The organism is Rickettsia sp. MAE-05 (genome assembly GCF_057319745.1).
Map to the genome: position 1 here is coordinate 25,444 of NZ_JBLTIO010000002.1, position 23,247 is coordinate 48,690.

A 23,247-nucleotide genomic window follows, 5' to 3' on the forward strand; every position below is an offset into this window, starting at 1 on the left:
AAACTGTAAGTTTTGACGGGTCATGCCTCCATATTGCAGTTACGCCTATTAAAAAGCTATACGTTCAATAAGAGTACCAATAACCTTATCATGAATATCCAATGACTTGGAAAAGCAGATTGTCTTACGTGCAAGCCTCTTGCATCTCGTTCTAAGGTTCAAGTTACTTCGTTCTATCCGTTGAGTGTATTTTTTACTGATAATATGCTTTTTAGGGTCTAATAACCTAGCATAACTCCCCCATCCATCTGTATAGTAAAAAGTCACCTTGAAATTCTCTAGTTTTTTCAGTAATGATTCTAATGTGCTATCACATCTTGTACCAAACGTATAAGCAACTACTTTTAACGAAATCTTATCCAAGGCATACCAAAGCCATCGTTGTCTGGATTTATTCTGTACATAAGACCATTGTTCATCTATCTCAGGAGCAATAATTACTTTTGTTGTACTGATAGAATGATTTATTGTTTTTAATACTAGATTTTTTTAAAACACGGATAACTGTATTGATACCCACTTTTAATACTCTTACTGTATCTCTAACTCCAGAGCCGTTGATTGACATTTCTACTATTTGCTCCTTAACTCCAGGCTTAGATGCATTATTAATATACTCCAATTGAAAATATCGATTACACCGCTTGCATTGATATCTCTGTTGTTTTGAAATTGAATATCCTGACTTTATTACTTCTTCTGTGTTGTTACAATATCTACACTTAACATCTATTTTTGCCATAACTCCTTAACTATAATTCTCTCTTATTACTGTTTGAGGATTATAGACTATTTACTCTAAACTGCAATACGGAGGCACGACCCCGTATTTCTCAATATAATCATCATATTTACCTTTAAAATCAACAATATTTTTCCTATGTGAAAGAGCAATAATTCTTGTTGCTATGGATTTTGCAAAATCACGATCGTGCGTTACTAATATTACCGTACCCTCAAAATCAATTAAAGCTTTTTTAAGAGCTTCTCTTGACTCTATATCAAGATGGTTTGTCGGTTCATCAAGAACCAAAATATTGCTTTTTTCTAGCATCATTTTAGCAAGTAATAACCTTGCACCCTCACCGCCGCTTAGGCTTAAAATATTTTTATTTACTTCATCACTACGAAATAATACTTGTCCAAGCGTATTTCTAATAGTATTTTCCGTTTCCTTTTCAGATTGCTTTTTGAGCCAATCAATAATACTAATATTTTCATTAAGTAGCTCATGATGGTCTTGAGCGAAATAAGATATTTGTGATTCATAACCCCACTCATAACTACCTTGATCTGCTGATATTTTATTCATTAAGATTTTTAACAAAGTAGATTTACCAATACCGTTTGCACCGATAATAATAATTTTTTCTCCCCGAGATATATTAAAACTAACTTTATTTAATATTTGCTTATTCTCAAAATCTTTAGTTATTTGGTCGATTTTTAATACTAATTTTCCTGAATTTCTTAGTTGTTTAAATCTAAATAACGGACTAATTCTTGAGGATTTCTGTATATCCGGTAATTCTATTTTCTCTAACTGCTTTTCTCGAGAGGCACTTTGCCTTGCTCTCGTCCCTGCTCTAAATTTATCAACCCAAGCCTGCATATTTTCTATTTTCTTTTCTAAGAAATTTCTCTCACTTAATTTTTGAGCAGCTATTATCTGCTTTTCCTGAACAAAATTATCATAATTACCTGTATATAGTTTTATTTCTCCATAATCTATATCCAAAATATCCGTTGCAACATTATTTAAAAAAGTTAAATCATGCGATATAAAAATTAATATTCCCTTAAAAGAATTTTTTAAATAATTCTCAAGCCAATATATTGAAATAATATCTAAGTGATTTGTAGGTTCATCGAGTAGTAAAATATCCGGATTATTAAATAGACTTTGTGCAAGTAATACCCGAAGTTTATAACCTCCTGATAGAGCTGAAAGCGGCTCATAATGGTATTTTTCGGTTATTCCAAGACCTACAAGTAAACTAGCTGCAAAAATTTCAGCGGTATAACCGTCATTATCGTATATTACCTGTTCAAGTTCGCCAAGCTTATACCCATCTTCATCGCTACATTCTTGTCTATTTAATATCTCTTCTTTTTCCTGTAAAGCTTTCCATAACTCCTTATTTCCTGCTATTACCGTATCTATAATTTTAGTATTTTCATAAAGAAATTGGTCTTGTTTTAAACAACCTACTTTAGAGTTCTTAGGTATGTTGATATCACCGAAAGCCGGCTCTTCTTCCTTAGTCAAGACCTTGAAAAAAGTTGTTTTACCTGCTCCGTTAGCACCTACTAAACCATATCTTTTATTATTTTTAATATGCAAATTTACATCGGTAAATAGTATTCTTGCACCATAACTCATGGCTAAATCGTTTATAATAATCATATTTTTAGATGTCGTGGTTAAATTTAGGAATAATTGAAAAGGTTTTAGAAAAGTTATAAATATTTAATATTTCTTCAACAACTCAAGAACTTTTGCAAAATCTACTATATATTCTTCTTCTTTTTCTAAATCTTTAAGTTTGAGGCTATTATTTGCTTGTTCTTCGTCACCTATGAAAATAATAAATTGAGCATTTTCATTAAGAACGCGTTGTATTCTTTTAGCTATTTTACCTACGGGTTCTATAATAGTAGAAATATTTTGTAAGCGTAATTTATCTACAATTTCTAAAGCATAGCAAATATTATTTTCGCCTATAGGTAATACAAATACCGGCTTTACTTCAAATATATTATATTCCCGCATTAAAGCAATTCGCTCGATACCGGCAGCAAAACCGATAGCCGACACATCATCATTATTACCCATGATTTTAGCAAGCCCGTCATAACGTCCGCCGGCAAGAATAGTGGATTGACTCCCTAGCTTTTTCGTAGTGAATTCAAAAGCAGTATGACAGTAATAATCAAGCCCTCTAACCAAACGTGGATTTATACTATATTTCACGCCTAAAATATCAAGGTATTTTAGCAGCTCATCAAAATATTCTTTGGATTCATCGGTGTAATATTCAGATAAAATCGGAGCATCAGCTACTATTTTTTGATCGATTTCACTTTTAGAATCAAGGATCCGCATTGGATTTTTGATCAGCCTTATTTTGCTTTCTTCCGATAATTGATCTTTAAAGTCATTTAGATATTCTACCAGTTTTTGCTGATAAACACTTCTTGATTCACTACATCCAAGGGAATTCAGCTCTAAGATTGTATCCTGCTCTATTTCGAGTGCTTTAAGTATGTCTACTGCTAACTTCAAAGTTTCGGCATCAGTAATAGCTCCTTTAGAACCAATATATTCGTAATTTAGTTGGTGAAATTGTCTTTGACGCCCTGCTTGCGGTCTATCATAACGAAAAACAGGACCGGTAGAGAAAAGTTTAAGGGGTAGTTTATGCTGCAAACCGTTTGAAATGAAGCTTCTTATAATACCTGCCGTAAATTCAGGTCGTAATGCTACGGATTCATTGCTTTTATCTAAAAAACTGTAGATTTCTTTACTGATTACGTCAGAACTTTCGCCCATAGAGCGGTTAAAGACTTTGGTATACTCAAGTATTGGAGTACTCATTTGCTTATAACCGTACAATACTCCAACATCCCTTGCTTTGTTAATTATATAGTCGTGAACTTTATAATCATCCGGCAATAGATCTTTCATTCCTCGAAGTGGTTGCAGCTTTTCAGTCATTTGGTTAATTTTGTGGCTTTGTGTGGATACTACTAAATCGTCATTGCGAGAAGAATTACGTAGTAATTCGACGAAGCAATCTCAGGATATTTGACGAGATTGCCACGTCGGGACACGTCCCTCCTCGCAATGACGGGTAGCCCTTAATTCTGCTCTTTTTTCATAAAAAACGATCTTACAATATATAAAACAAATATTGTAATAAACCAATATATTAACGCACGACCTGCCGTTAATAGATTAAATTCACCGTCATATATTTGAATAAATAGCAAATAAGCACAAGCAATTAAAATAAACGGTACAATAATAAATACTAACGGACATTTAAAAGGTCTTTGTGCTTCAGGTAATCTTATCCTAAATAATACCACTATTATTGTGACGGTTATATAATCAATTAATGCTCCCATTGAAGTTAATTGCGTTAATAATTCCGTAGAACAAAATCCTCCAAGAATAGCGGCTAAAGAGGCAAATATTATAATCGTAATATACGGACTATCATATTTTGGGTGCAATTTTGCAAAACTTTTCGGTAGTAAACCGTCACGTGCAATAGCATAAAAAATACGAGAAGTACCGTAAATATTCATCATCAACACCGTCATCATACCACAAACCGCACCAGTTGCAACAATAGCAGAGCCAATCTTGCTATTATTGATAGTTAAAGCATAAGCAAGTGGTTGATCGTTATTTAACTGATCAAAAGGTGCAATACCGGTCACAAGCCCTGCCATTGTTACATAAACTATAGTAGTTAGAACAAGCGAGCCGATAATACCAATCATTATATCACGCTTTGGATTTTTACATTCCTCAGCTGCAGTTGCAATCGTTCCAAAACCTGTAAAAGCTAGGAATAAAATAGATGCACCTACTAAAACATTACTAAAACCGAAAGGCATAAAATTGCTCCAGTTAGTAGCATCGAAATGAGGAGCAGCAGCGAGTACAAATACAAATATTGCAGCCATTTTTATGAAAACTAAAATTGCATTTAGTCTCTTACTATCTTTAGTACCTAAATATAAAATAAATCCGATAAATACCGAGATTAAAAATGCCGGTAAATTTATTATACCGCCGTTTGTCGGTACGGTAGTTAATTCTTTCGGTAAATTAATTCCGCCTGCTGCTAATATTCCTTGTACGTAACCCGACCAGCCCGCAGCTACTATTCCTGCAGCAACACCAAGTTCTAATATTATAACACTACCGATCATCCAAGCAAATACTTCACCGAATGCAACATAGGAATAAGTATAAATACTTCCTGAAGTCGGAAGCATCGCAGCAAGTTCGGTATAAACAAGTGCTACAAAGATACAGGTAATACCTGCAATCGCATAAGATAACATTACTGCAGGTCCTGAATATTTAGCAGCAATTATACCGGTAACAACGAATACGCCGGTACCAATCATTGCACCAAGACCCAGTAATATTAAATCGAATGCTCCAAGCGTCTTGCTAAGGCCGCTTGAGCTACCTATCTCTTTTACTGATTCAAAACTTTTCTTCCTTAAAAAACTCATTAGTTTCTCCTGTTTTAGTGAGCTTATTTTGTATTGCCTAATGTAATAATTTTTTCGTCATTGCGAGCAGCCATAGGCTGTGTGGCAATCTCATGAAATAATACTCCTGAGATTGCTTTGTCAAAACTTACAGTTTTTCCTCGCAATGACGGATTTATGCAAAAATAATTACCTTATATCTCTAGTAATCGGTCATGCCTCCATATTGCAGTTACGCCTATTAAAAAGCTATACGTTCAATAAGAGTACCAATAACCTTATCATGAATATCCAATGACTTGGAAAAGCAGATTGTCTTACGTGCAAGCCTCTTGCATCTCGTTCTAAGGTTCAAGTTACTTCGTTCTATCCGTTGAGTGTATTTTTTACTGATAATATGCTTTTTAGGGTCTAATAACCTAGCATAACTCCCCCATCCATCTGTATAGTAAAAAGTCACCTTGAAATTCTCTAGTTTTTTCAGTAATGATTCTAATGTGCTATCACATCTTGTACCAAACGTATAAGCAACTACTTTTAACGAAATCTTATCCAAGGCATACCAAAGCCATCGTTGTCTGGATTTATTCTGTACATAAGACCATTGTTCATCTATCTCAGGAGCAATAATTACTTTTGTTGTACTGATAGAATGATTTATTGTTTTTAATACTAGATTTTTTTAAAACACGGATAACTGTATTGATGAGGCACGACCTAGTAATCCATCCGCCGCCGAGTACTCTTTCGCCAGCATAAATAACGCATGCTTGCCCAGGGGCAACGGCTTTTTCTTCGGATAAAAATTTTACTTTCATTTTATCATCATCGAGTTTGCTTATTTCAGCTAGACGAGGCGGTCTTGTCGAACGAATTTTAACTTCTACTTCTAGCTTTTCATTATCTTTAATCTCATCTGCAAGCCAGTTTATGTCTTTAATTATAAACTCCTGCACATGTAATGCAGACTCCGGTCCTACATATACTATATTGTCCTTAGGATCAATCTTTACTACATATAAAGGCTCGTTATAAGCTATACCAAGACCACGACGTTGCCCTATAGTGTAATTAATTATACCGCTATGCTCTCCTAGTTCAAACCCGTTTACGTGAACAATTTTGCCACTTTCGCTTGCTCCCGGACGTATTTTATTTATTACACTCTTATAATTTCCATCAGGTACGAAGCAAATGTCTTGGCTGTCGGGCTTATCTGCTACCTCAAGCCCAAATTTACTAGCAAGCCTACGTGTTTCATCCTTAGTAAGCCCCCCAAGAGGAAAACTTAAATATTCCAATTGCTCTTTAGTAGTAGTAAACAAAAAATAACTCTGATCTTTTGCCGGATCAAGTCCCGTATGTAACTCCGCCCCGTGATCACCGTTTATTTTTCGTACGTAATGACCGGTAGCAAGCTTGTCTGCTCCAAGCTCTTTAGCCGTTTTAATTAGATCCCTGAATTTCACCGATTTATTACATTGCACACATGGAAGCGGGGTTTCACCTTGTAAATAGCTATCAACAAAATTATCTATTACCGACTCTTTAAACTTACTCTCATAATCAAGTACGTAATGGGGAATACCTAGCTTATTTGCTACCATTTTAGCATCGTAAATATCCTGACCGGCACAACAGGCATTTTTTTTTCCTACTGCCATACCGTGATCATATAGCTGCAAGGTAATACCTATAACATTATGTCCCTGTTCATGCAACATTGCGGCAACCGCCGAACTATCAACCCCGCCTGACATCGCGACAACTATAGTAGACTGCTTATCCCCTAAATTAATCATATCAACCTTAAACAAACAGCAAATTATACTAAATTTATAATTAAATTACAACACTATCTTTTAATATATTAAAATGCTATAATACCGTCATTGCGAGCGACTGTAAGGAGCGTGGCAATCTCAGGAGTTTAGTACGAGATTGCTTCGTCAAATTACTTCTTAATTTTCCTCGCAATGGCGAGAAACTTACAATAATGTAGCCTAAAGAATACAAAAATCATATGTTATTTAAAATATTATACAAAACGATTATTACATTAGCTCTAATTTATTTCGTACTGATTATCTTAGAATATGCACGCCAAGGTTTTATTAATGATTTATCATTACAAAAAGTAGATTTATCTATTCAGAATTCTATAAAAGAGCCTATTTATTTAGTTTCTTATGCCGACGGTCCGGAATATGTTTATCGTAATCAAAATGCTACTACTCACTATGCGATTAATAAAGGTATAGATTTCATATTTAACTATAAGAAAAAGCATATAAATCAAGCATTTATAGAAAAAAATCAAGAAATTTTTAATGAACCTGCAGGAGCGGGGTTATGGCTATGGAAGCCTTATATTATACTTGAAACAATGAAAAATGCACCAGAAGGAGCTATTATAGTATATTTAGATTCAGCTTTTGTTATTAAAAAACATATCAGTAATTTAACAAATCTTTTAGGCGATAATGATATATTACTGGTACATGATCGCGATCGTAAAAACGGTAGTTTTGTTAAAGGTGAAACTTTTGCTTTAATGGATTGTCTGAACGAAGAATGTAGAAATAACGATCATATTTGGAGTGCCGTTATTGTTGTGCGTAATACTGCACTTTCTCGCTCTTTTATTGAAAAATGGCTAAGAAGTTGTGAAGATATTAGAATTCTTTCAGGCAAAGATTATAATATTCATCCTAATTACGATGAATATAAATGGCATCATTCCGACCAATCGGTACTTAGCCTTATATATCACAAAAATCCACAATCAGTTAAAGTAATAGAATATGATGAAACAACACCTTCTTTATCTTGGTTTCACCGTAAATATTCAAATAGCTCACCGTTAAAGCCATGGTATAGCATATACGGTATAGAACCTATAATTAATTTTAATACTAACGGCAAAGTTTTACCTTCTACCGCTCTTATAAACACTCCACTGATTGTTAGAATTCGTAAATGGGTTGTTGAGCATCAATTATTAGCTTTGCCTGCGTGGCTCTTGAAAAACGCTCCGTTGTCATACCGGGGTCAAGCAAACTAGGTGACAGCTATACTTCAAGTAAATGAAGAGTTGGTATACGAAGCTCAATTTGGAAAAGAGCAAGGAGTCTGTAAGCCGAGGACCGAAGCGTATACTTAAATACGTGAGGACCGGAGGACTTACAAGACGACGTAGCCAATTTTTCAAATTGAGCGAGTATATAGCTCTCGTACTTTAAAAAAGCTATAAGATAAAGTAAGTACTTTAATGTCTTGCATTTCAGGGTCAAGCTCAAAATCCTTATCTATATAAAATGTAACCGGCATTAAGACTTTTTCGCCGGCTTTTAATAATTGTTCTTCAAAACAAAAACAATGAATTTTTACGAAATATTTTCCTGCTTTATTTGGAGTAACATTATATACGGAAGTACCTATTATATCGTTATTGCTTAGATTTTCCGTTTCATAGAACACTAGAGTATTCTGCCCCGGAACAATTTGCACTCTTTGTTGCCTGGGAATAAACCGCCAAGGTAAATCTTTATCAACATTAGCATCAAACTCGATAATTATAGGTTTAGTGCCTTTTACCTTAGAATATACACTCACCGTTTCTTTTGCAGTAGTACCTCCATATCCCGTAACTTTACAAAATAAATTATAGATAGGTACGGAAGCAAAACTTAGTAATACCATACTAATTATTAATCCCAACAAGGAAAAGGCTAAATTTTTATTGGATTTTTTAGACATTATTTGATTTTATTTAAAAATACTCTAGAAAAAGTTTATTTTAGATCATATATATGTTAGTATAAAGAAAAATAGTAAGGTTGGTATGACTAATAATATTAATGCATTAGCAATCTCTAGCGAATCAGGATTTTATAGCTACTTACAGAAAATCAATAAAATTCCGTCACTTACGCAAGAAGAAGAATTTTTATTAGCTAAATCCTATTTAGAGGAAAATGATTTACAAGCTGCACATAAATTAGTAACAAGCCATCTTAAGCTTGTTGCAAAAATTGCAAGTGGCTATAGGACTTACGGTCTTCCTGTTACCGAATTGGTTTCAGAAGGTAATATAGGTTTAATGCAGGCAGTAAAAAAATTCAATCCCGAACTTGGTTTCCGCCTATCAACATATGCAATGTGGTGGATTAAAGCCGCTATCCAAGAATATATACTAAAATCTTGGTCATTAGTAAAGATGGGAACAACGGCTGCACAAAAAAAATTATTCTTTAGCCTTAACAAAATTAAGCATAAAATTACTAATTTATACTCAAGGGCTATTAATAGCGATGATTTTGTACAAATAGCAGAAGAACTAGGCGTTTCGGTTAATGAAGTTTCCGAAATGAATAGTAGAATTTCAGGTTCTGACTTATCGTTAAATAACCCTATAAATAGTGACGATGCAGAATCAGGTGAATTAATAGAGCTATTGCCTGAAGCACGCCCTACTCCTGAAGCTATGGCTATTAGTAGACAAGATTCCACTAATAAAAGAAAGCTACTATCAAATGCTATGAAAGTTTTAAACGATAGAGAACTCCGTATTTTTACAGAGCGTAAATTAACGGATGATCCTAAGACTTTAGATATTCTAAGTAATGAATATAATATTTCTAAGGAACGTATTAGACAAATAGAGAATACGGCTTTTGAAAAAATAAAAAAGTTTATCTTAAACCATAGTAAAAAAGTAGCTTAGCATTCTAAACCGTTATTACTCGATGTCATTCCTGCGAAAGCAGGAATCCACTGTAAAGCGAGATAAATCGAGCTTTACAAAAATATTTTAGATCAAGATTTTTAGGTCGTGCCTCCGTATTGCAGTTTAGAGTAAATAGTCTATAATCCTCAAACAGTAATAAGAGAGAATTATAGTTAAGGAGTTATGGCAAAAATAGATGTTAAGTGTAGATATTGTAACAACACAGAAGAAGTAATAAAGTCAGGATATTCAATTTCAAAACAACAGAGATATCAATGCAAGCGGTGTAATCGATATTTTCAATTGGAGTATATTAATAATGCATCTAAGCCTGGAGTTAAGGAGCAAATAGTAGAAATGTCAATCAACGGCTCTGGAGTTAGAGATACAGTAAGAGTATTAAAAGTGGGTATCAATACAGTTATCCGTGTTTTAAAAAAATCTAGTATTAAAAACAATAAATCATTCTATCAGTACAACAAAAGTAATTATTGCTCCTGAGATAGATGAACAATGGTCTTATGTACAGAATAAATCCAGACAACGATGGCTTTGGTATGCCTTGGATAAGATTTCGTGAAAAGTAGTTGCTTATACGTTTGGTACAAGATGTGATAGCACATTAGAATCATTACTGAAAAAACTAGAGAATTTCAAGGTGACTTTTTACTATACAGATGGATGGGGGAGTTATGCTAGGTTATTAGACCCTAAAAAGCATATTATCAGTAAAAAATACACTCAACGGATAGAACGAAGTAACTTGAACCTTAGAACGAGATGCAAGAGGCTTGCACGTAAGACAATCTGCTTTTCCAAGTCATTGGATATTCATGATAAGGTTATTGGTACTCTTATTGAACGTATAGCTTTTTAATAGGCGTAACTGCAATATGGAGGCATGACCGATTTTTATTCAAATAAAGCTTTTTAAAAGCTTTAAAGTACTGGATCCCTGCTTTCGCAGGAATGACATTAGTTCAGCACGCCTGACCATTCAGGATCGGAAGCATCTGCCGGTGTTATAATTTCTCTTTCATTATGACCTGTTAGGTCAATTGCAAAAATTTTATTTTTCCCCGGAGCTTTAGCTCTCGACGGCCAACCTTTAGCAAACATAATAACTCGTCCGTTAGGCGACCAACAAGGGCTTTCGACTAAATATCCGCTTGTTATTATTCTTTCACTATTCTCATCATCTTGGGGGCATGCTTTCATAATTCCGATATTAAAAGTTTTTCCTTCAACTCCTCTAGTAATTTTAGTGAATGCTATATAGTCTCCTCTAGGCGACCAACTAGGAGCAGTGTAAGAACCTCCACCGAAACTAATACGCTGAACGTCACTTCCGTCCGAATTCATGATATATAATTGAGGCACACCGTTTCTATCAGAATTATACACAATTTTTTTACCGTCCGGTGAATAGCTAGGAGAGGTATTAATACCGAATCCGTCAGTTAATTTATGAAGCCGTTTAGTAGCAAGGTCAATTTCATAAATATGCGTCGAGCCGTTTTTAGCTATCGACATTACAGCTTTTCTACCGTCCGGTGAGAATCTAGGGGCAAAAGATATACCGGAAAAGTCACCTACTACGCTTTCTTTACCTGTTTTTAAATCCTTTTCATAAACAAGAGCTCTTCTTTTAGTTGCGTATGAAACATAAAAAATCTTATCCGCTGAACGAGCAAATCTTGGGGTTAATACTAGTGACTTTCCATTGGTAAGGTATTTATTATTAGCCCCGTCATAATCCATCAAAGCAATTCTTTTTATTTTCGGTAAAGAAGTGCTTTCTGATACATACACTATTTTAGTATCAAAATAACCGGCATCACCGGTAATTTTTTCATAAATTTTATCGGCAATTTTATGTGCTGCTCTTCGCCATAAATTTTCCGGTACTTCAAGAATTTCGCCGGCAAGCTGTTTTTCAAGCAACGTATCCCATAATATAAAGCTAATTTTTAGCTTACCGCTTTCTAGTTTTTTAACTTCACCGTTTACTAAAAGGCTAGCATTAATTTGACGCCATGCAGCAAAAAGCGGTTTATATTCTATTCCTGTCTTCTCTTCTATAAAAGATGCAGAGGAAATAGGACGGAATAACCCCGAAAGCTTTAAATCATTAGAGATAACTTTCACCACATCGTGACCTACTACGTCATCAGCAGAACTATCGGCATTAAATTTATTAACTGCTATAGGTGTCGGGTCAGCTCGCCCATGCTCAATATTTATTGTTTCAAGTGCATAACCTTTAAAGCTAAATAATAGTGATAGTATAAAATATATAATATTTCTCACTCAAAATACTCCTTATTTATAATTAACCTCATTGCGAGCGGGCATTGCCCACGTGGATCGGCTTTATCTGTCATTGCGAGGAAATTGCATAGCAATTGACGAAGCAATCTCAGGAGTATTATTTCATGAGATTGCCACGTCGCTTCGCTCCTCGCAATGACGATTTGGTGTCCACACAATGACATCTTGCAAAGTTATCCAAAAATCTTCATTAGTTCTTCCCACTCTCTTTTAGTCATACCACTAGTTTCATGGGTGACTTTTTCACCTTTTATCATTCTTTTGATTACGTCTAAACCTTTACGTGAAATATTTGCTCCCTGCAAACGATATTCCTCAAAAGCTTCGTAAGTAAAAGGAACCCAAGCTTTGACTATCTCAAGCATTTTTTCAGCATAAACTCTAATTTCATATTGTGCGTGAGGGTCGGCACGTAACCTTAAAAAATGAAGTAAATTATGTAAATTAATTTTCCAATACCATTCCGTATAATAATTTAAAGTTAAATTCATACGGGCAAGCTCTCTTGCTATTCCTGTGGTATTCTCATCTATAATATTACCATCTTCATCGGCATTCATTAGCTCTTTATAATGCCCGTAACACTGTTTAGCATCTTCTTCTAAAATTGCAAGAACCTTTTCAGCCACTTCTTTCGGTAAGCTATCCCCTTCCCTACATTGTTTATTTACGGCAGATTGGGAAGCAATATTTGCCGGTTCTGGTAAATAAAATTCGTTGCCTAAAATAGAGTATCTTGCCGAATATTCGTTAACACTAGCTGTTCTATGCCTAATCCATTGTCTTGCAATAAATATCGGTAGCTTAATGTGAAATTTGATGTCACACATCTCAAAAGGAGTGGTATGATAATGACGAAGCAAATAGTTTATCAGCCCTTTATCTTGATTTAGCTGCTTCGTACCCTTACCGTACGAAACACGAGCTGCTTGTACTATAGCACTATCATCTCCCATATAATCGATAACTCTAATAAAACCGTGATCCAACACTTTTATAGGCTCGTATAAGATTTCTTCAAGTGCCGGAACTGTTACTCTTTTCGTGGTGTTGTGCATTCTATCCTCATAAATAGGTATTTTATTTTTATTAGGATGTCATTCCCGCGGAAGTGCGTTGTCTGCGTGGATACCATCTCGTCATTGCGAGCAGCCATAGGCTGCGTGGCAATCTCATGAAATAATATTCCTGAGATTGCTTCGTCAAAACTTACAGTTTTTCCTCGCAATGACGATTAAGTATCCATGCAGGCAACATCGAACAAGCCACGGGATGACATCTCATGACAAATAATTATATAAATTTTTACCGTTTCTTTTTAGCCATAATTTTGCCGGTTGGTATTCAGGATATATATCCTCAACTAGCTCCCAAAAATTTTCGCTATGATTCATTTCTTTTAAATGTGCCATTTCATGAGCTACTAAATATTTCAGTACTTCAAAGGGAGCAAAAACTACTCGCCAATTAAAAGCAAGATTCCCTTTGCTACAACAGCTTCCCCAGCGAGTAACATTTTCCATTATTCTAATATTCGCATAAGTCAAATTATGTTTTTTAGATATATTCTCTACTATTATTTTTATTTCTGCTAATAATGTCTTTTTAAGGAATACTTCTATACTAAGTTTTTTTAGTATCGTACTACAATATACTTCTAACGTAGAATCATTTAGTTTTATCTGATTTTTAGACGAATCAATATGTATTATTTCATAAGATTTTCCCAAAATAGAAATCTTATCTTCATCCTTTGGTATCACAGTTACATTACGGCGTAATTTTTGTCTAACCCAATATTCTTTACTTAACAGAAAATTATGACCTTTCTCTAGCTTTGCCTTAAGAGGCAATACAAGCTCTGCACCTTTAGGCGTAATTCGTATGGCTATATTTTTAGCTTTACCACTCCTCCTTACTATAACATTTTGAGGTTCACCGTATTTAGTAAGAGTAATAAAATCTTCCATTTAAAATTCTATATATTTACTCGGATCAACCGCTATTTTGTTTTTACGCATCGCAAAATATAACTTATGTTCTACATGTCCGATAACACTATTTTTAGTAATTTTATCACCTTTTTTAAGTAACAAATCGTCTAAACTCGCATATGCTACTTCTAAATCGTCTTTATCTAACTTAACTATTACTAAATTACCGAATTGTTTATTAAAACCTGAATATATTACCGTTCCTGCCTCTATCGATTTAACTTCGCTATATTCTTTAGCGGCAATATCTATCCCTTTACTTTTACCGGCTTTAAACTCGGTAATAATTACCCCGTTTAACGGTTTTACAAAGCTTGACTGCTCTATCTCTTCTTCATCTTCATTCCGAGATATAGGAATCTCAATATCATCATTATCATCTTCTATAATTTTTGCCTTTGGTTCTTCAAGTCTACCGCTAACTTTTTCTGATACGGAATCGTCTTCCATAGTTCTTTGAACTATCAACCCCTCATCGTGTTCTAATTCGGTAGAATTATTATTTGCAGTAACATCTCCTACTTTATACTCAATTGGAGCAGGCGGCTGTTCAACACAAGCAACTAAACAAAAACATATAACGATACTAAGTGCAACAGGATATTTCATATATTTAACAAAACTATTATTTACATTAGAAAACAAATCTTACATAGTATATAATTTTTATCATTATTTTCCATCAAAAAATTAACTATGAAAACTTATAATATTGTCATAGCTAGTGATCACTCAGGTTATGAGCTTAAGTCTGAAATTATCAATTATTTAGAGCAGAAATCTTTAAAGGTTTATGACTGCGGAACAAATAATACACAAACTGTTGATTATCCTGATTATGCTAAGAAAGTAGTAGATATTATTATTGAAAAATCAGCTCCTATCGGTATTTTAATTAGTGATACAGGAATTGGTATGTCTATAGCCGCTAATCGTAGCTCGGAAATAAGAGCAGCTTTGTGCCATAATATGTTAACCGCTGAAAACGCTAAAGCTCATAATGACGCTAATATCTTAATACTCGGAGCAAAAACCATAGATCACAAAATAGTGTTTGATATTATAGATAAGTTTTTAACCACTAAATTTGAAGGCGGTAGACATAACGTTAGATTGTTAAAAATAAAATAAAAATATATTGACTTTACTCACATTATCTAACATTATTTCACATAGTACTCATGTAAAAATAGTGAAATGAATCTACAAGATTTTCGTATACATAAAAGACTAAATCTTAATCCTTCAGTAATTGAAGAAATTTATACAAAAATTTCTGAAATTGAAGGAGTAAAAAATAGTTGGTATATTACAGGACAAATCTTACCTCAAACGCTAGATCGTCTTACACGTTCAGTAATTATCACTTCAACCGGCTCCTCCAATCGTATTGAAGGTAATAAACTTACTGATGAGCAAGTCGAAAGTTTATATAAAAATCTAAGTGTTAAAAAATTTAAGACTCGTGATGAGCAAGAAATAGTTGGATATTTAAAGTGTCTTGAGTTTATCTTTAATAATTATGAAGAAATTAGTATTACGGAATCATTTATATTAAAGTTACATAATGATATGTTGGTTCATAGTGAAAAAGATGCAAGACATAAAGGAAATTATAAATTTGGATCAAATCGTGTAGAAGCAAAAGATCATAATGGTAATGTGGTGGGTACAATATTTGATCCAACTCCACCTTATCTAGTAAAAAAAGAAATGCAGGAGTTAATAGATTGGTACAATTGGACGGTTGATAGTAAAACTAAGCACTCTTTAATCATTATTGCTAATTTTATTTTTGAGTATTTAGCAATTCACCCATTTCAGGACGGAAACGGTAGAACAAGCAGATTACTAACTAATTTATTGCTTTTAAAGCATGGTTATTTATTTGTTCAGATTATCTCTCATGAACACATTATTGAAGCAAATAAAATTGATTATTATATGGCACTTAATAAAACTCAAGCTACATGGAAGACAAAATCAGAAGATATTACCGCTTGGTTGATTTTTTTTCTAAATGTGGTTAAATCACAAAGTACTAGAGCATTACAAATAATTAAAAATGATAATATAGAGTATTTGTTATCTGCAAAACAACTAATGATGTGGAATTGGATTAATACAAAAGAAATTAACGAATTTAGTCGTAAAGATGCTGTAAATGCACTTGGTTTTCCTGAGAGAACAGTTGAGTCTATAATAAAAAAATTATCTAATTTAAAACGTTTAGAGCGTCTTGGACAAGGAAAAGCTACACGCTATAAGCTTATTAAGAACAAATAGCGCGCAAGAACCTAAACATTGTTAATTCGCTTGCAGCTTTATAAAAAGTTGTGGTACGAACGTTCACAATGTCATTCCCGCAAAAGCGGGAATCCAGAAAAAAGCGAAATGTCATCCCGTGGCTTGACCACGGGATCCAGTTAAAAATACTAATATTATTAGTATTTTTTATTGTTTTTGTGGACCCCGTGGTCAAGCCACGGGGTGACAGTGAAAAGTACTGGATTCCTGCTTACGCAGGAATGACATTAATTGCCTTTGTAATCAGACTAACAATAATGTTTGTACAGTAGAGGACCTGATCGCAGAATCCTCATATGAACCTTTAATAATCTCATTCATTTCATCTATAGTTAGAGTATTTTTAGGTTTTGGTAAAATATGCTTCAAGTTTTTAACTGATTTATTTATAGGTATTACCGTAAAAGAATTATCTTGTACTATTAACTCTAACTTACTTCCTGTAGATAAATTTAATTTCTCTCTAATATAACTTGGAATTGTCATTTGCCCTCTATTAGTGAGAGCTACAAGCTGTGTTTTCATAATAATCTAATTTAAATATTTTCAGTATAAATTAATAATAGCAGAAATAATTTAATAATGCAGTATTATAATTAATTTCCTCCCAAAATATATATTTAACTTAACCAAACATTATTATATATTCGATAAACCATTAATATAAATGACTTTGCTTAATATGAATCTTCAAGAGTTTAAACAAAAATATAATTATGACGTTGCAACGAAAATGATGCAACAATATCTAGACATTAAATTTGCTCATTTAGATTGTTTACTACTATTTAGAATGGGCGATTTTTATGAGATGTTCTATGAGGATGCGATCTTAGCAAGTAACGTACTTGGTATAGCTTTAACAAAAAGGGGCAAAAACGGTGAAGAAGAAATTGCGATGTGCGGAGTGCCTTATCATGCTCTTGAGAATTATTTAACTAAGTTAATTGAAGAAAATTATAAGGTTGCTATTTGTGACCAGCTTGAAACCCCTGAAGAGGCAAAAAATAGAGGCGGTTATAAAGCGGTAGTTACTAGAGACGTTACACGTATTATAACTCCGGGAACTATAATTGAAGAGAATCTAATTGCTTCAGCCGAACCTAATTATTTAGCAAGTCTTGTAATACCGAAAAATAAAGAAACGGCTAGCCTTTGTTATGTTGATCTTTCTACTTCCGAAATTTTTGTAGTTAATGTACCGGAAGCGGAAATTCTTAATGAGCTGGCTCGTTTAAAGCCTAGTGAAATTCTGCTTAGCGAAAACTTGAGATCTTCTAATCTTGCGGATAGTATTTTCAAACAATTAAATTTTCGTATTACCTATCAAGTTGATAGTTTTTTTGCGATTAATAAATGTGAAAAAATCATTTTAGACTTTTATAAAATGAAAGATATTAAAGGAATCGGTGAGATATCTAGCAGTCAAATTTGTGTCATAGGCAGCATTTTAGAATATTTATCATTAACGCAAAAACAAAACATCCCTCATTTACCAATCCCTAGAATTATCAATTTTCATAGCTATATGACTATTGATTTCTCTACTAGACGCAACCTTGAAATTGTAACAAACTCACAAGGAACCCTGAAAGGAAGTTTACTAAACACTCTCAATCATACGGTTACTAAACAAGGCGGACGTTTACTATATAATTTTCTTTCAAGTCCTTTAACCAATATTGCTAAAATAAATCATCGTTTAAATATTACCGAGTTCTTTTATTCCAACTTAGAAATAGTAAAAAGAATTAGAGAACTTCTAAAAAAAACTAGTGATATAGAACGCTGCCTAACACGTATTACAATGAACAGAAGTTCGGGTCGTGATTTACTTAGTATTAAATATACCTTGGAAGCTGCAACGATGATTAAAGAAGTATTTTTTGACGCTTACGGTTTTAATTTACCTGATTTTATCGAAAAAATTATTAAACCTCTATCAGGCGATGCAGAATTATATAATTTAATAGACGAAGCTATACGAGAAGATGCACCGAATAATTTAAATGACGGAGATATAATAAAACATGAATACCATCCGAAAGTAGCCCAATTACATGATTTAATTAATAATGGGAAATTACATATTGAAAAGCTAAAAGATCAATATCGCAAAGAAACGGGCATAGATAGTTTAAAAATATCTCATAATAATGTTATAGGGCTTTTTATCGATATTACCGCTAAAAATGTTAATAAAATCCTTGATCCCAAATTTATTCACCGTCAAACAACGGTTAATAATGTCCGTTACACTACTACTGAACTACAAAAGCTTGAAAGCGAGTTAGTCAACGCTAAAACCTTAGTAATAAGCTTGGAAAAAGAATTATATGCCGATATTTGTAGCCAAGTAATCGAAAAAGCTTCCTATTTACGAATGCTTGCAAGCTCCTTAAGCGGGCTTGACGTATTTTGTAATTTTGCATATATCGCTGATGAATATGATTATGTTAAGCCTGAATTTACCGACGATTTAAGCTTTGATATCGTTAAAGGACGACATCCCGTAGTGGAGCAAGCTTTATTAAAAACTAGTAAAAGCTTTGTACATAATGATTGTCATTTATCGGAAGCGGGGCGTATTTGGTTAATTACCGGTCCTAATATGGCTGGTAAAAGTACTTATCTGCGTCAAAACGCCATTATTGCAATCATTGCTCAAATAGGTTCGTTTGTGCCGGCAAAAAGTGCCAAAATAGGAGTAGTCGATAAAATATTTAGCCGAATAGGTGCTGCTGATGACTTAATTAAGGGACAATCGACCTTTATGGCAGAGATGCTTGAAACCTCGGCGATCCTTGCTCAATCTACAAAAAACTCACTAATCATCCTTGATGAGGTAGGTAGAGGCACATCCACTTACGACGGCGTATCTATAGCGTGGTCGGTGCTTGAATATATCCATGATAAGCTAAAATGTCGTTGTTTATTCGCAACGCACTATCATGAACTTACTGTTATGAGTAATTTTCTGCCGGCTTTACAAAATTATACTATTGCTATTGAGGAATCAGGTAAAGATATTCTGTTTTTGCACAATATTATATCAGGTGCTGCCGATAGGTCTTATGGTATTCATGTTGCAGCTTTAGCAGGACTCCCTGCCAGCGTTATAAATAGAGCTGAGCAGATTCTGCTTAAATTTGAGAAAACTTCTACCGGTAAAGGAAAAAATATCTTATCGACGGAATCAAATAATTTGAGTTTGTTTAATCTTGAGCCTAATAAAACTACTATAAGCAGCAAATTAGATGAACAATTTAGAACTATCGACCCTGATAAACTATCCCCTAAAGAAGCACTTGAATTGATTTATGAGTTAAAGAAGTTGGTTTGATGCGGATTGGCATTGTTGCATGGATCGATTTTTTCGTCATTGCGAGAAGAATTACGTAGTAATTCGACGAAGCAATCTCAGGAGTATTATTTCATGAGATTGCCACGCAGTCTACGACTGCTCGCAATGACGGGGTGGTATCCACGCAGGCAATGCCTGCTCGCAATGACGGGGTGGTATCCACGCAGGCAATGCCTGCTCGCAATGACGACTTAGTATCCACGAAACACAGCCTCCCTTTCCAACCAATATTTACTACAGGCGAAAAAATTGGGGTTAGCGAAATTTTCTTTACCGTAAGTAATTTCTTGTCCATGTGTATCTAAAATATTACCGCCGCCGGCTTTAATCAAAGCATGACCTGCCGCTATGTCCCATTCCATAGTTTGACCGAATTTTGGATATATATCAGCTGCTCCTTCAGCAATTAAGCATAGTTTAATTGAACTGCCTATTGCATTTATTTGACCGAATGAATATTTACTTAAAAATTCTTTAGTAGCTTTATTTGAATTATAAAAACCTATTACCGCATTAAGCTCTTCATGTTTAGGTTCATGATTAACAAATATTTCTTTAGAATTCTGTTCGATTTTTAACCGCCCCTGTACATCGGTATAATATAGCTTTGCTGTTTCAGGGTGATATATCAAGCCGATAGTTGGAAGACCGTTTTCAATAAGCCCTATATTTACCGTATATGTATTTTTACCGTTTACATAGCTCCGTGTCCCGTCAATAGGATCGATTAACCAAAAAGTATCATTGCTTAATATAGGTAGCGGCTGCTCTTCACATACTATAGCTATTTTGGGTGTTAAGACTTGTAGAGCCTGATAAATTACTTTACTAATTTCCTTATCGGCATTAGTGACTACTGACCCATCTGATTTAGTATCAGTCAATATTCCTGCCTTTTTTATATCTAGTGCAACCCTACCGGTATTAATAATTAAATCTTTTAAAGCAGCTATTAAGTTATTATTCATATTATTTATTAAATGCGAATAGCGAATTATTACAGGTGTTCGATGTCATTCCTGCGAAAGCAGAAATCCAGCATAAAGCGAGCTTTTAATTTTAAAAATTTACTGTATGTATACTTTTTTTCTGGATTCCCGCCTACGCGGGAATGACATAAGAGCCCTACGGGCAACACCACTTTTAGCTAGGAATGACATCAGCATCTCAGCAACAAAGTCCTTCTCAATAAAATATTACTTTTGTAATTTGCTATCGGGAATATTTAACATCTTGCTAGCTACATCATCTTCTAACCACTGACCGGTATTTAAAAACGTAGATTGCTGCAACTCAGCGATTTGATGATCAGGTGATCCCGGTAACATTTGCCACCCCAAATATTCAATTCCATAATATCCTATATCAACCATGCTTAAATAAGAGTCCATATTTTCTAAATCTTTTTTATTATTCGCAAAAATTACTATTTTTGTAGGTTGTTTCGGTATAATTTTTAAGAACTCTATAAGAGTTTTTACTCTATTTATATTACCGGTAAATATTATACCTAAATAAAAAATAGGGGCTCCAGCATCGCTTGGATTAAATCTAAATACATCTTTATCATTAACTTTATTAGTAAAATTAATATTGAGTCCGTAAAGTAAGGTATATAACCATCCTTCATAATTTTCAATTAAATTACATGGAGCAGTTATTTCTTGAAGACCTAAAACTGTTGCACCTTGCTGTTTCATCTTATTAATTAAATCTACCCATTTAGATTCAACAAGCATCATTTGACGCTGCACTATCAATTTTGCAATAGTTTTATTAACTGATGCGTTATCCGCTGCAAGACTATATAAATATTTAGTAAAATTTATATAAGAATTATCCCGGTATCGAAATAATTTGGATTTCGGTGTTATAATAGTATTATCTATATTTATAAGTACCAGCGTATCTGCATCTATCTTCGGTAATAAATTTTTCATTGTTACCGAATCTACAGAGTAAGTAGGAATAATTTGACCATAACTTATACCCGAAATAACTAAGCAAAGTAAGCTCAATAAAATTTTATTGATTTTTATCATAAGGATTTTTATCTTTTATCTTTTTAGTTTTTAGAGGCGGTTTATTTCTTTTTATCTTATTTATTTGAGGTATTAAATCATTAATGATTTTAGTATAATATGCAGCATCTTTATTTTCCGGGGTATTTTTATTATTATAATGATAACCAATAAATAATATATTAGAACTATAACTATTAAGTTGAAACTCCATTGATTTTAATAATTCTATGTTACTGCTAATTATTATAAAAGCTTTAGGCATAAATTCCACTTGAATAAGGAAATTGAGCATCATTTCCGCTTCCGATATATTATTACTCGTCAATATACCCTTATAAAATACCGGATAAGTATTAGCAAAACTGTCTAAATTATTAAAAATAATATAATTATTGTTTGGAAAACTATTTGAAAAATCAATATTGAAATTTTTCTTTAAATAATCAGCAAACCATATTTCAAATTTAGGAATATTATTAAAATTACCGGTAAATCCATCATTTACGGCTATTATAGGGATTTTACTATTACTCATTTCATTTACAAAATTTGGAAAATCAGATTCTTGTAATTCTTTCTTATAACTATCATTAGTTAAAATCAATTGATCTATATAAATAGCTTTTGAATTTTTATTAATATTACGCAAAAGAGGAGTTAGTGTAAGATAAATATCTTTGTCAATTTGTTTACCTATAGGCACTAAAGACTTAAACAAAAATTCATCTAAAACCGTTACTACTAATAAATCCTGAGGTACATAATTTTTATTATAATTTTCTTTAAAATCTTGTTTTATTTTATTTAAACTATCCACTTCTATAATTTCTGCTTTAACTAAGGAACCAGCAAGTAATAGTAAGATGAATAAAGATCTTTTAAACATTTATGATTTCCATTTTTTTAATTCTATCATTGCGAGCGAACGTTAGTGAGCGTGGCAATCTCAGGACTTTGGCACAAGATTGCTTCGTCAATTGCTATGCAATTTCCTCGCAATGACAAGAAGTTATACTATTAGTGTTACCACATCATAGTGCTAATATCAATCCATATTAAAATATAATATGGTAAATATGTTTGGAAGTTTTTTTAGCTCGCTTGGCAGCGGCATAGGAAATACATTTGGAGGCGGCATATTTTCAAGCGTGGGAAGATTTGCCGGTAAAATGCTTGGTGAGTATTTAGATCAATTAAATCACGAACCGATAGAATATGACAATATTAAAAAGGTCGTGCCTCCGTATTGCAGTTTAGAGT

The 23,247-nt window shown here is 33.4% G+C and carries 20 protein-coding genes and 5 pseudogenes; 7 read left to right on the forward strand and 18 right to left on the reverse strand.

Going from position 1 to position 23,247, the window contains the following annotated elements:
• Nucleotides 1-48: 48 nt before the first annotated feature.
• The 7 genes and pseudogenes from ACNFN7_RS03690 to mnmA all read right to left on the reverse strand — a co-directional run.
• Nucleotides 49-742 (reverse strand): IS1 family transposase gene (locus ACNFN7_RS03690; RefSeq protein WP_485440526.1). Its coding sequence is split into 2 segments (ribosomal slippage): nt 49-457 and nt 456-742, totalling 696 coding nucleotides; the frame shifts between segments, so codons are not numbered across the junction.
• A 51-nt stretch (nt 743-793) separates the two neighbouring features.
• Complete coding sequence (locus ACNFN7_RS03695) at nt 794-2,407, reverse strand: ABC-F family ATP-binding cassette domain-containing protein (protein ID WP_485440911.1); 1,614 nt, start codon at nt 2,405-2,407, stop codon at nt 794-796.
• A gap of 63 nt (nt 2,408-2,470) precedes the next feature.
• On the reverse strand, nt 2,471-3,718 hold the full coding sequence (gene hisS / locus ACNFN7_RS03700; protein ID WP_485440912.1) for a histidine--tRNA ligase: 1,248 nt from the start codon (nt 3,716-3,718) through the stop codon (nt 2,471-2,473).
• Between the two features lie 143 nt (nt 3,719-3,861).
• Entirely contained in the window at nt 3,862-5,259 is a 1,398-nt protein-coding gene (locus ACNFN7_RS03705) for an amino acid permease (RefSeq protein WP_485440913.1), read from the reverse strand.
• 23 nt (nt 5,260-5,282) lie between these two features.
• Nucleotides 5,283-5,405 (reverse strand): hypothetical protein, encoded by a 123-nt coding sequence (locus ACNFN7_RS03710; RefSeq protein WP_485440914.1) that lies wholly within the window; start codon nt 5,403-5,405, stop codon nt 5,283-5,285.
• A 74-nt stretch (nt 5,406-5,479) separates the two neighbouring features.
• On the reverse strand, nt 5,480-5,899 hold the full coding sequence (locus ACNFN7_RS03715; RefSeq protein ID WP_485441230.1) for an IS1 family transposase: 420 nt from the start codon (nt 5,897-5,899) through the stop codon (nt 5,480-5,482).
• 46 nt (nt 5,900-5,945) lie between these two features.
• A pseudogene (gene mnmA, locus ACNFN7_RS03720) lies at nt 5,946-7,040 on the reverse strand (tRNA 2-thiouridine(34) synthase MnmA); the annotation flags it as partial.
• Nucleotides 7,041-7,261: 221 nt separating this feature from the next.
• Between mnmA and ACNFN7_RS03725 the strand changes: the two are divergent.
• Nucleotides 7,262-8,302, forward strand: a complete 1,041-nt coding sequence (locus ACNFN7_RS03725) for a hypothetical protein (RefSeq protein WP_485440915.1) — start codon at nt 7,262-7,264, stop codon at nt 8,300-8,302.
• Between the two features lie 143 nt (nt 8,303-8,445).
• On the opposite strand, the gene ACNFN7_RS03730 is transcribed toward ACNFN7_RS03725, so the two are convergent.
• Nucleotides 8,446-8,997 (reverse strand): cytochrome c oxidase assembly protein, encoded by a 552-nt coding sequence (locus tag ACNFN7_RS03730; RefSeq protein ID WP_485440916.1) that lies wholly within the window; start codon nt 8,995-8,997, stop codon nt 8,446-8,448.
• A gap of 85 nt (nt 8,998-9,082) precedes the next feature.
• On the opposite strand from ACNFN7_RS03730, the gene rpoH reads away from it, so the two are divergent.
• Together rpoH and ACNFN7_RS03740 are read left to right on the forward strand one after the other, a co-directional pair.
• Nucleotides 9,083-9,964: an RNA polymerase sigma factor RpoH gene (rpoH, locus tag ACNFN7_RS03735; RefSeq protein WP_485440917.1), complete on the forward strand. Its 882-nt coding sequence runs from the start codon at nt 9,083-9,085 to the stop codon at nt 9,962-9,964.
• 186 nt (nt 9,965-10,150) lie between these two features.
• Nucleotides 10,151-10,844 (forward strand): annotated as a pseudogene (locus ACNFN7_RS03740) (IS1 family transposase).
• Between the two features lie 98 nt (nt 10,845-10,942).
• Here the strand turns inward: ACNFN7_RS03740 and tolB are convergent.
• The 5 genes and pseudogenes from tolB to ACNFN7_RS03765 all read right to left on the reverse strand — a co-directional run bounded on the left by tolB (nt 10,943) and on the right by ACNFN7_RS03765 (nt 14,937).
• Nucleotides 10,943-12,277, reverse strand: a complete 1,335-nt coding sequence (tolB, locus tag ACNFN7_RS03745; protein ID WP_485440918.1) for a Tol-Pal system beta propeller repeat protein TolB — start codon at nt 12,275-12,277, stop codon at nt 10,943-10,945.
• A 56-nt stretch (nt 12,278-12,333) separates the two neighbouring features.
• Nucleotides 12,334-12,469 (reverse strand): annotated as a pseudogene (locus tag ACNFN7_RS03750) (polysaccharide polymerase); the annotation flags it as partial.
• Between the two features lie 2 nt (nt 12,470-12,471).
• Complete coding sequence (gene thyX / locus ACNFN7_RS03755) at nt 12,472-13,356, reverse strand: FAD-dependent thymidylate synthase (RefSeq protein ID WP_485440919.1); 885 nt, start codon at nt 13,354-13,356, stop codon at nt 12,472-12,474.
• Between the two features lie 222 nt (nt 13,357-13,578).
• A complete protein-coding gene (locus ACNFN7_RS03760) occupies nt 13,579-14,268 on the reverse strand; it encodes a M48 family metallopeptidase (RefSeq protein ID WP_485440920.1) in 690 nt (229 codons plus the stop codon).
• Nucleotides 14,269-14,937 carry a murein hydrolase activator EnvC family protein gene (locus tag ACNFN7_RS03765; RefSeq protein ID WP_485440921.1) on the reverse strand — a complete coding sequence of 223 codons (669 nt, stop codon included), beginning with the start codon at nt 14,935-14,937 and terminating at the stop codon, nt 14,269-14,271. It lies immediately after the preceding gene.
• Between the two features lie 51 nt (nt 14,938-14,988).
• On the opposite strand from ACNFN7_RS03765, the gene rpiB reads away from it, so the two are divergent.
• Both rpiB and ACNFN7_RS03775 read left to right on the forward strand, forming a co-directional pair.
• Entirely contained in the window at nt 14,989-15,423 is a 435-nt protein-coding gene (gene rpiB / locus ACNFN7_RS03770; protein WP_485440922.1) for a ribose 5-phosphate isomerase B, read from the forward strand.
• Nucleotides 15,424-15,489: 66 nt separating this feature from the next.
• Complete coding sequence (locus ACNFN7_RS03775; protein ID WP_485440923.1) at nt 15,490-16,578, forward strand: Fic family protein; 1,089 nt, start codon at nt 15,490-15,492, stop codon at nt 16,576-16,578.
• A 109-nt stretch (nt 16,579-16,687) separates the two neighbouring features.
• Here ACNFN7_RS03775 and ACNFN7_RS03780 read toward each other — a convergent pair.
• Together ACNFN7_RS03780 and ACNFN7_RS03785 are read right to left on the reverse strand one after the other, a co-directional pair.
• Nucleotides 16,688-16,792: pseudogene (locus ACNFN7_RS03780) on the reverse strand (palindromic element RPE4 domain-containing protein); the annotation flags it as partial.
• Nucleotides 16,793-16,842: 50 nt separating this feature from the next.
• Complete coding sequence (locus tag ACNFN7_RS03785) at nt 16,843-17,124, reverse strand: AbrB/MazE/SpoVT family DNA-binding domain-containing protein (RefSeq protein WP_485440924.1); 282 nt, start codon at nt 17,122-17,124, stop codon at nt 16,843-16,845.
• A 157-nt stretch (nt 17,125-17,281) separates the two neighbouring features.
• On the opposite strand from ACNFN7_RS03785, the gene mutS reads away from it, so the two are divergent.
• The gene (gene mutS / locus ACNFN7_RS03790; RefSeq protein WP_485441231.1) at nt 17,282-19,942 is read left to right on the forward strand and encodes a DNA mismatch repair protein MutS; all 2,661 of its coding nucleotides are present in this window, start codon (nt 17,282-17,284) and stop codon (nt 19,940-19,942) included.
• Nucleotides 19,943-20,154: 212 nt separating this feature from the next.
• On the opposite strand, the gene ACNFN7_RS03795 is transcribed toward mutS, so the two are convergent.
• From ACNFN7_RS03795 to ACNFN7_RS03805, 3 genes are all read right to left on the reverse strand, one after another.
• Complete coding sequence (locus ACNFN7_RS03795) at nt 20,155-20,931, reverse strand: 3'(2'),5'-bisphosphate nucleotidase CysQ family protein (protein ID WP_485440925.1); 777 nt, start codon at nt 20,929-20,931, stop codon at nt 20,155-20,157.
• A 228-nt stretch (nt 20,932-21,159) separates the two neighbouring features.
• On the reverse strand, nt 21,160-22,005 hold the full coding sequence (locus ACNFN7_RS03800; protein WP_485440926.1) for a DUF2608 domain-containing protein: 846 nt from the start codon (nt 22,003-22,005) through the stop codon (nt 21,160-21,162).
• Nucleotides 21,989-22,873 (reverse strand): DUF2608 domain-containing protein, encoded by an 885-nt coding sequence (locus tag ACNFN7_RS03805; protein ID WP_485440927.1) that lies wholly within the window; start codon nt 22,871-22,873, stop codon nt 21,989-21,991. The genes ACNFN7_RS03800 and ACNFN7_RS03805 overlap by 17 nt, the downstream gene beginning before the upstream one ends.
• Before the next feature lie 190 nt (nt 22,874-23,063).
• On the opposite strand from ACNFN7_RS03805, the pseudogene ACNFN7_RS03810 reads away from it, so the two are divergent.
• Nucleotides 23,064-23,216: pseudogene (locus tag ACNFN7_RS03810) on the forward strand (host specificity protein); the annotation flags it as partial.
• Nucleotides 23,217-23,247: the final 31 nt, after the last annotated feature.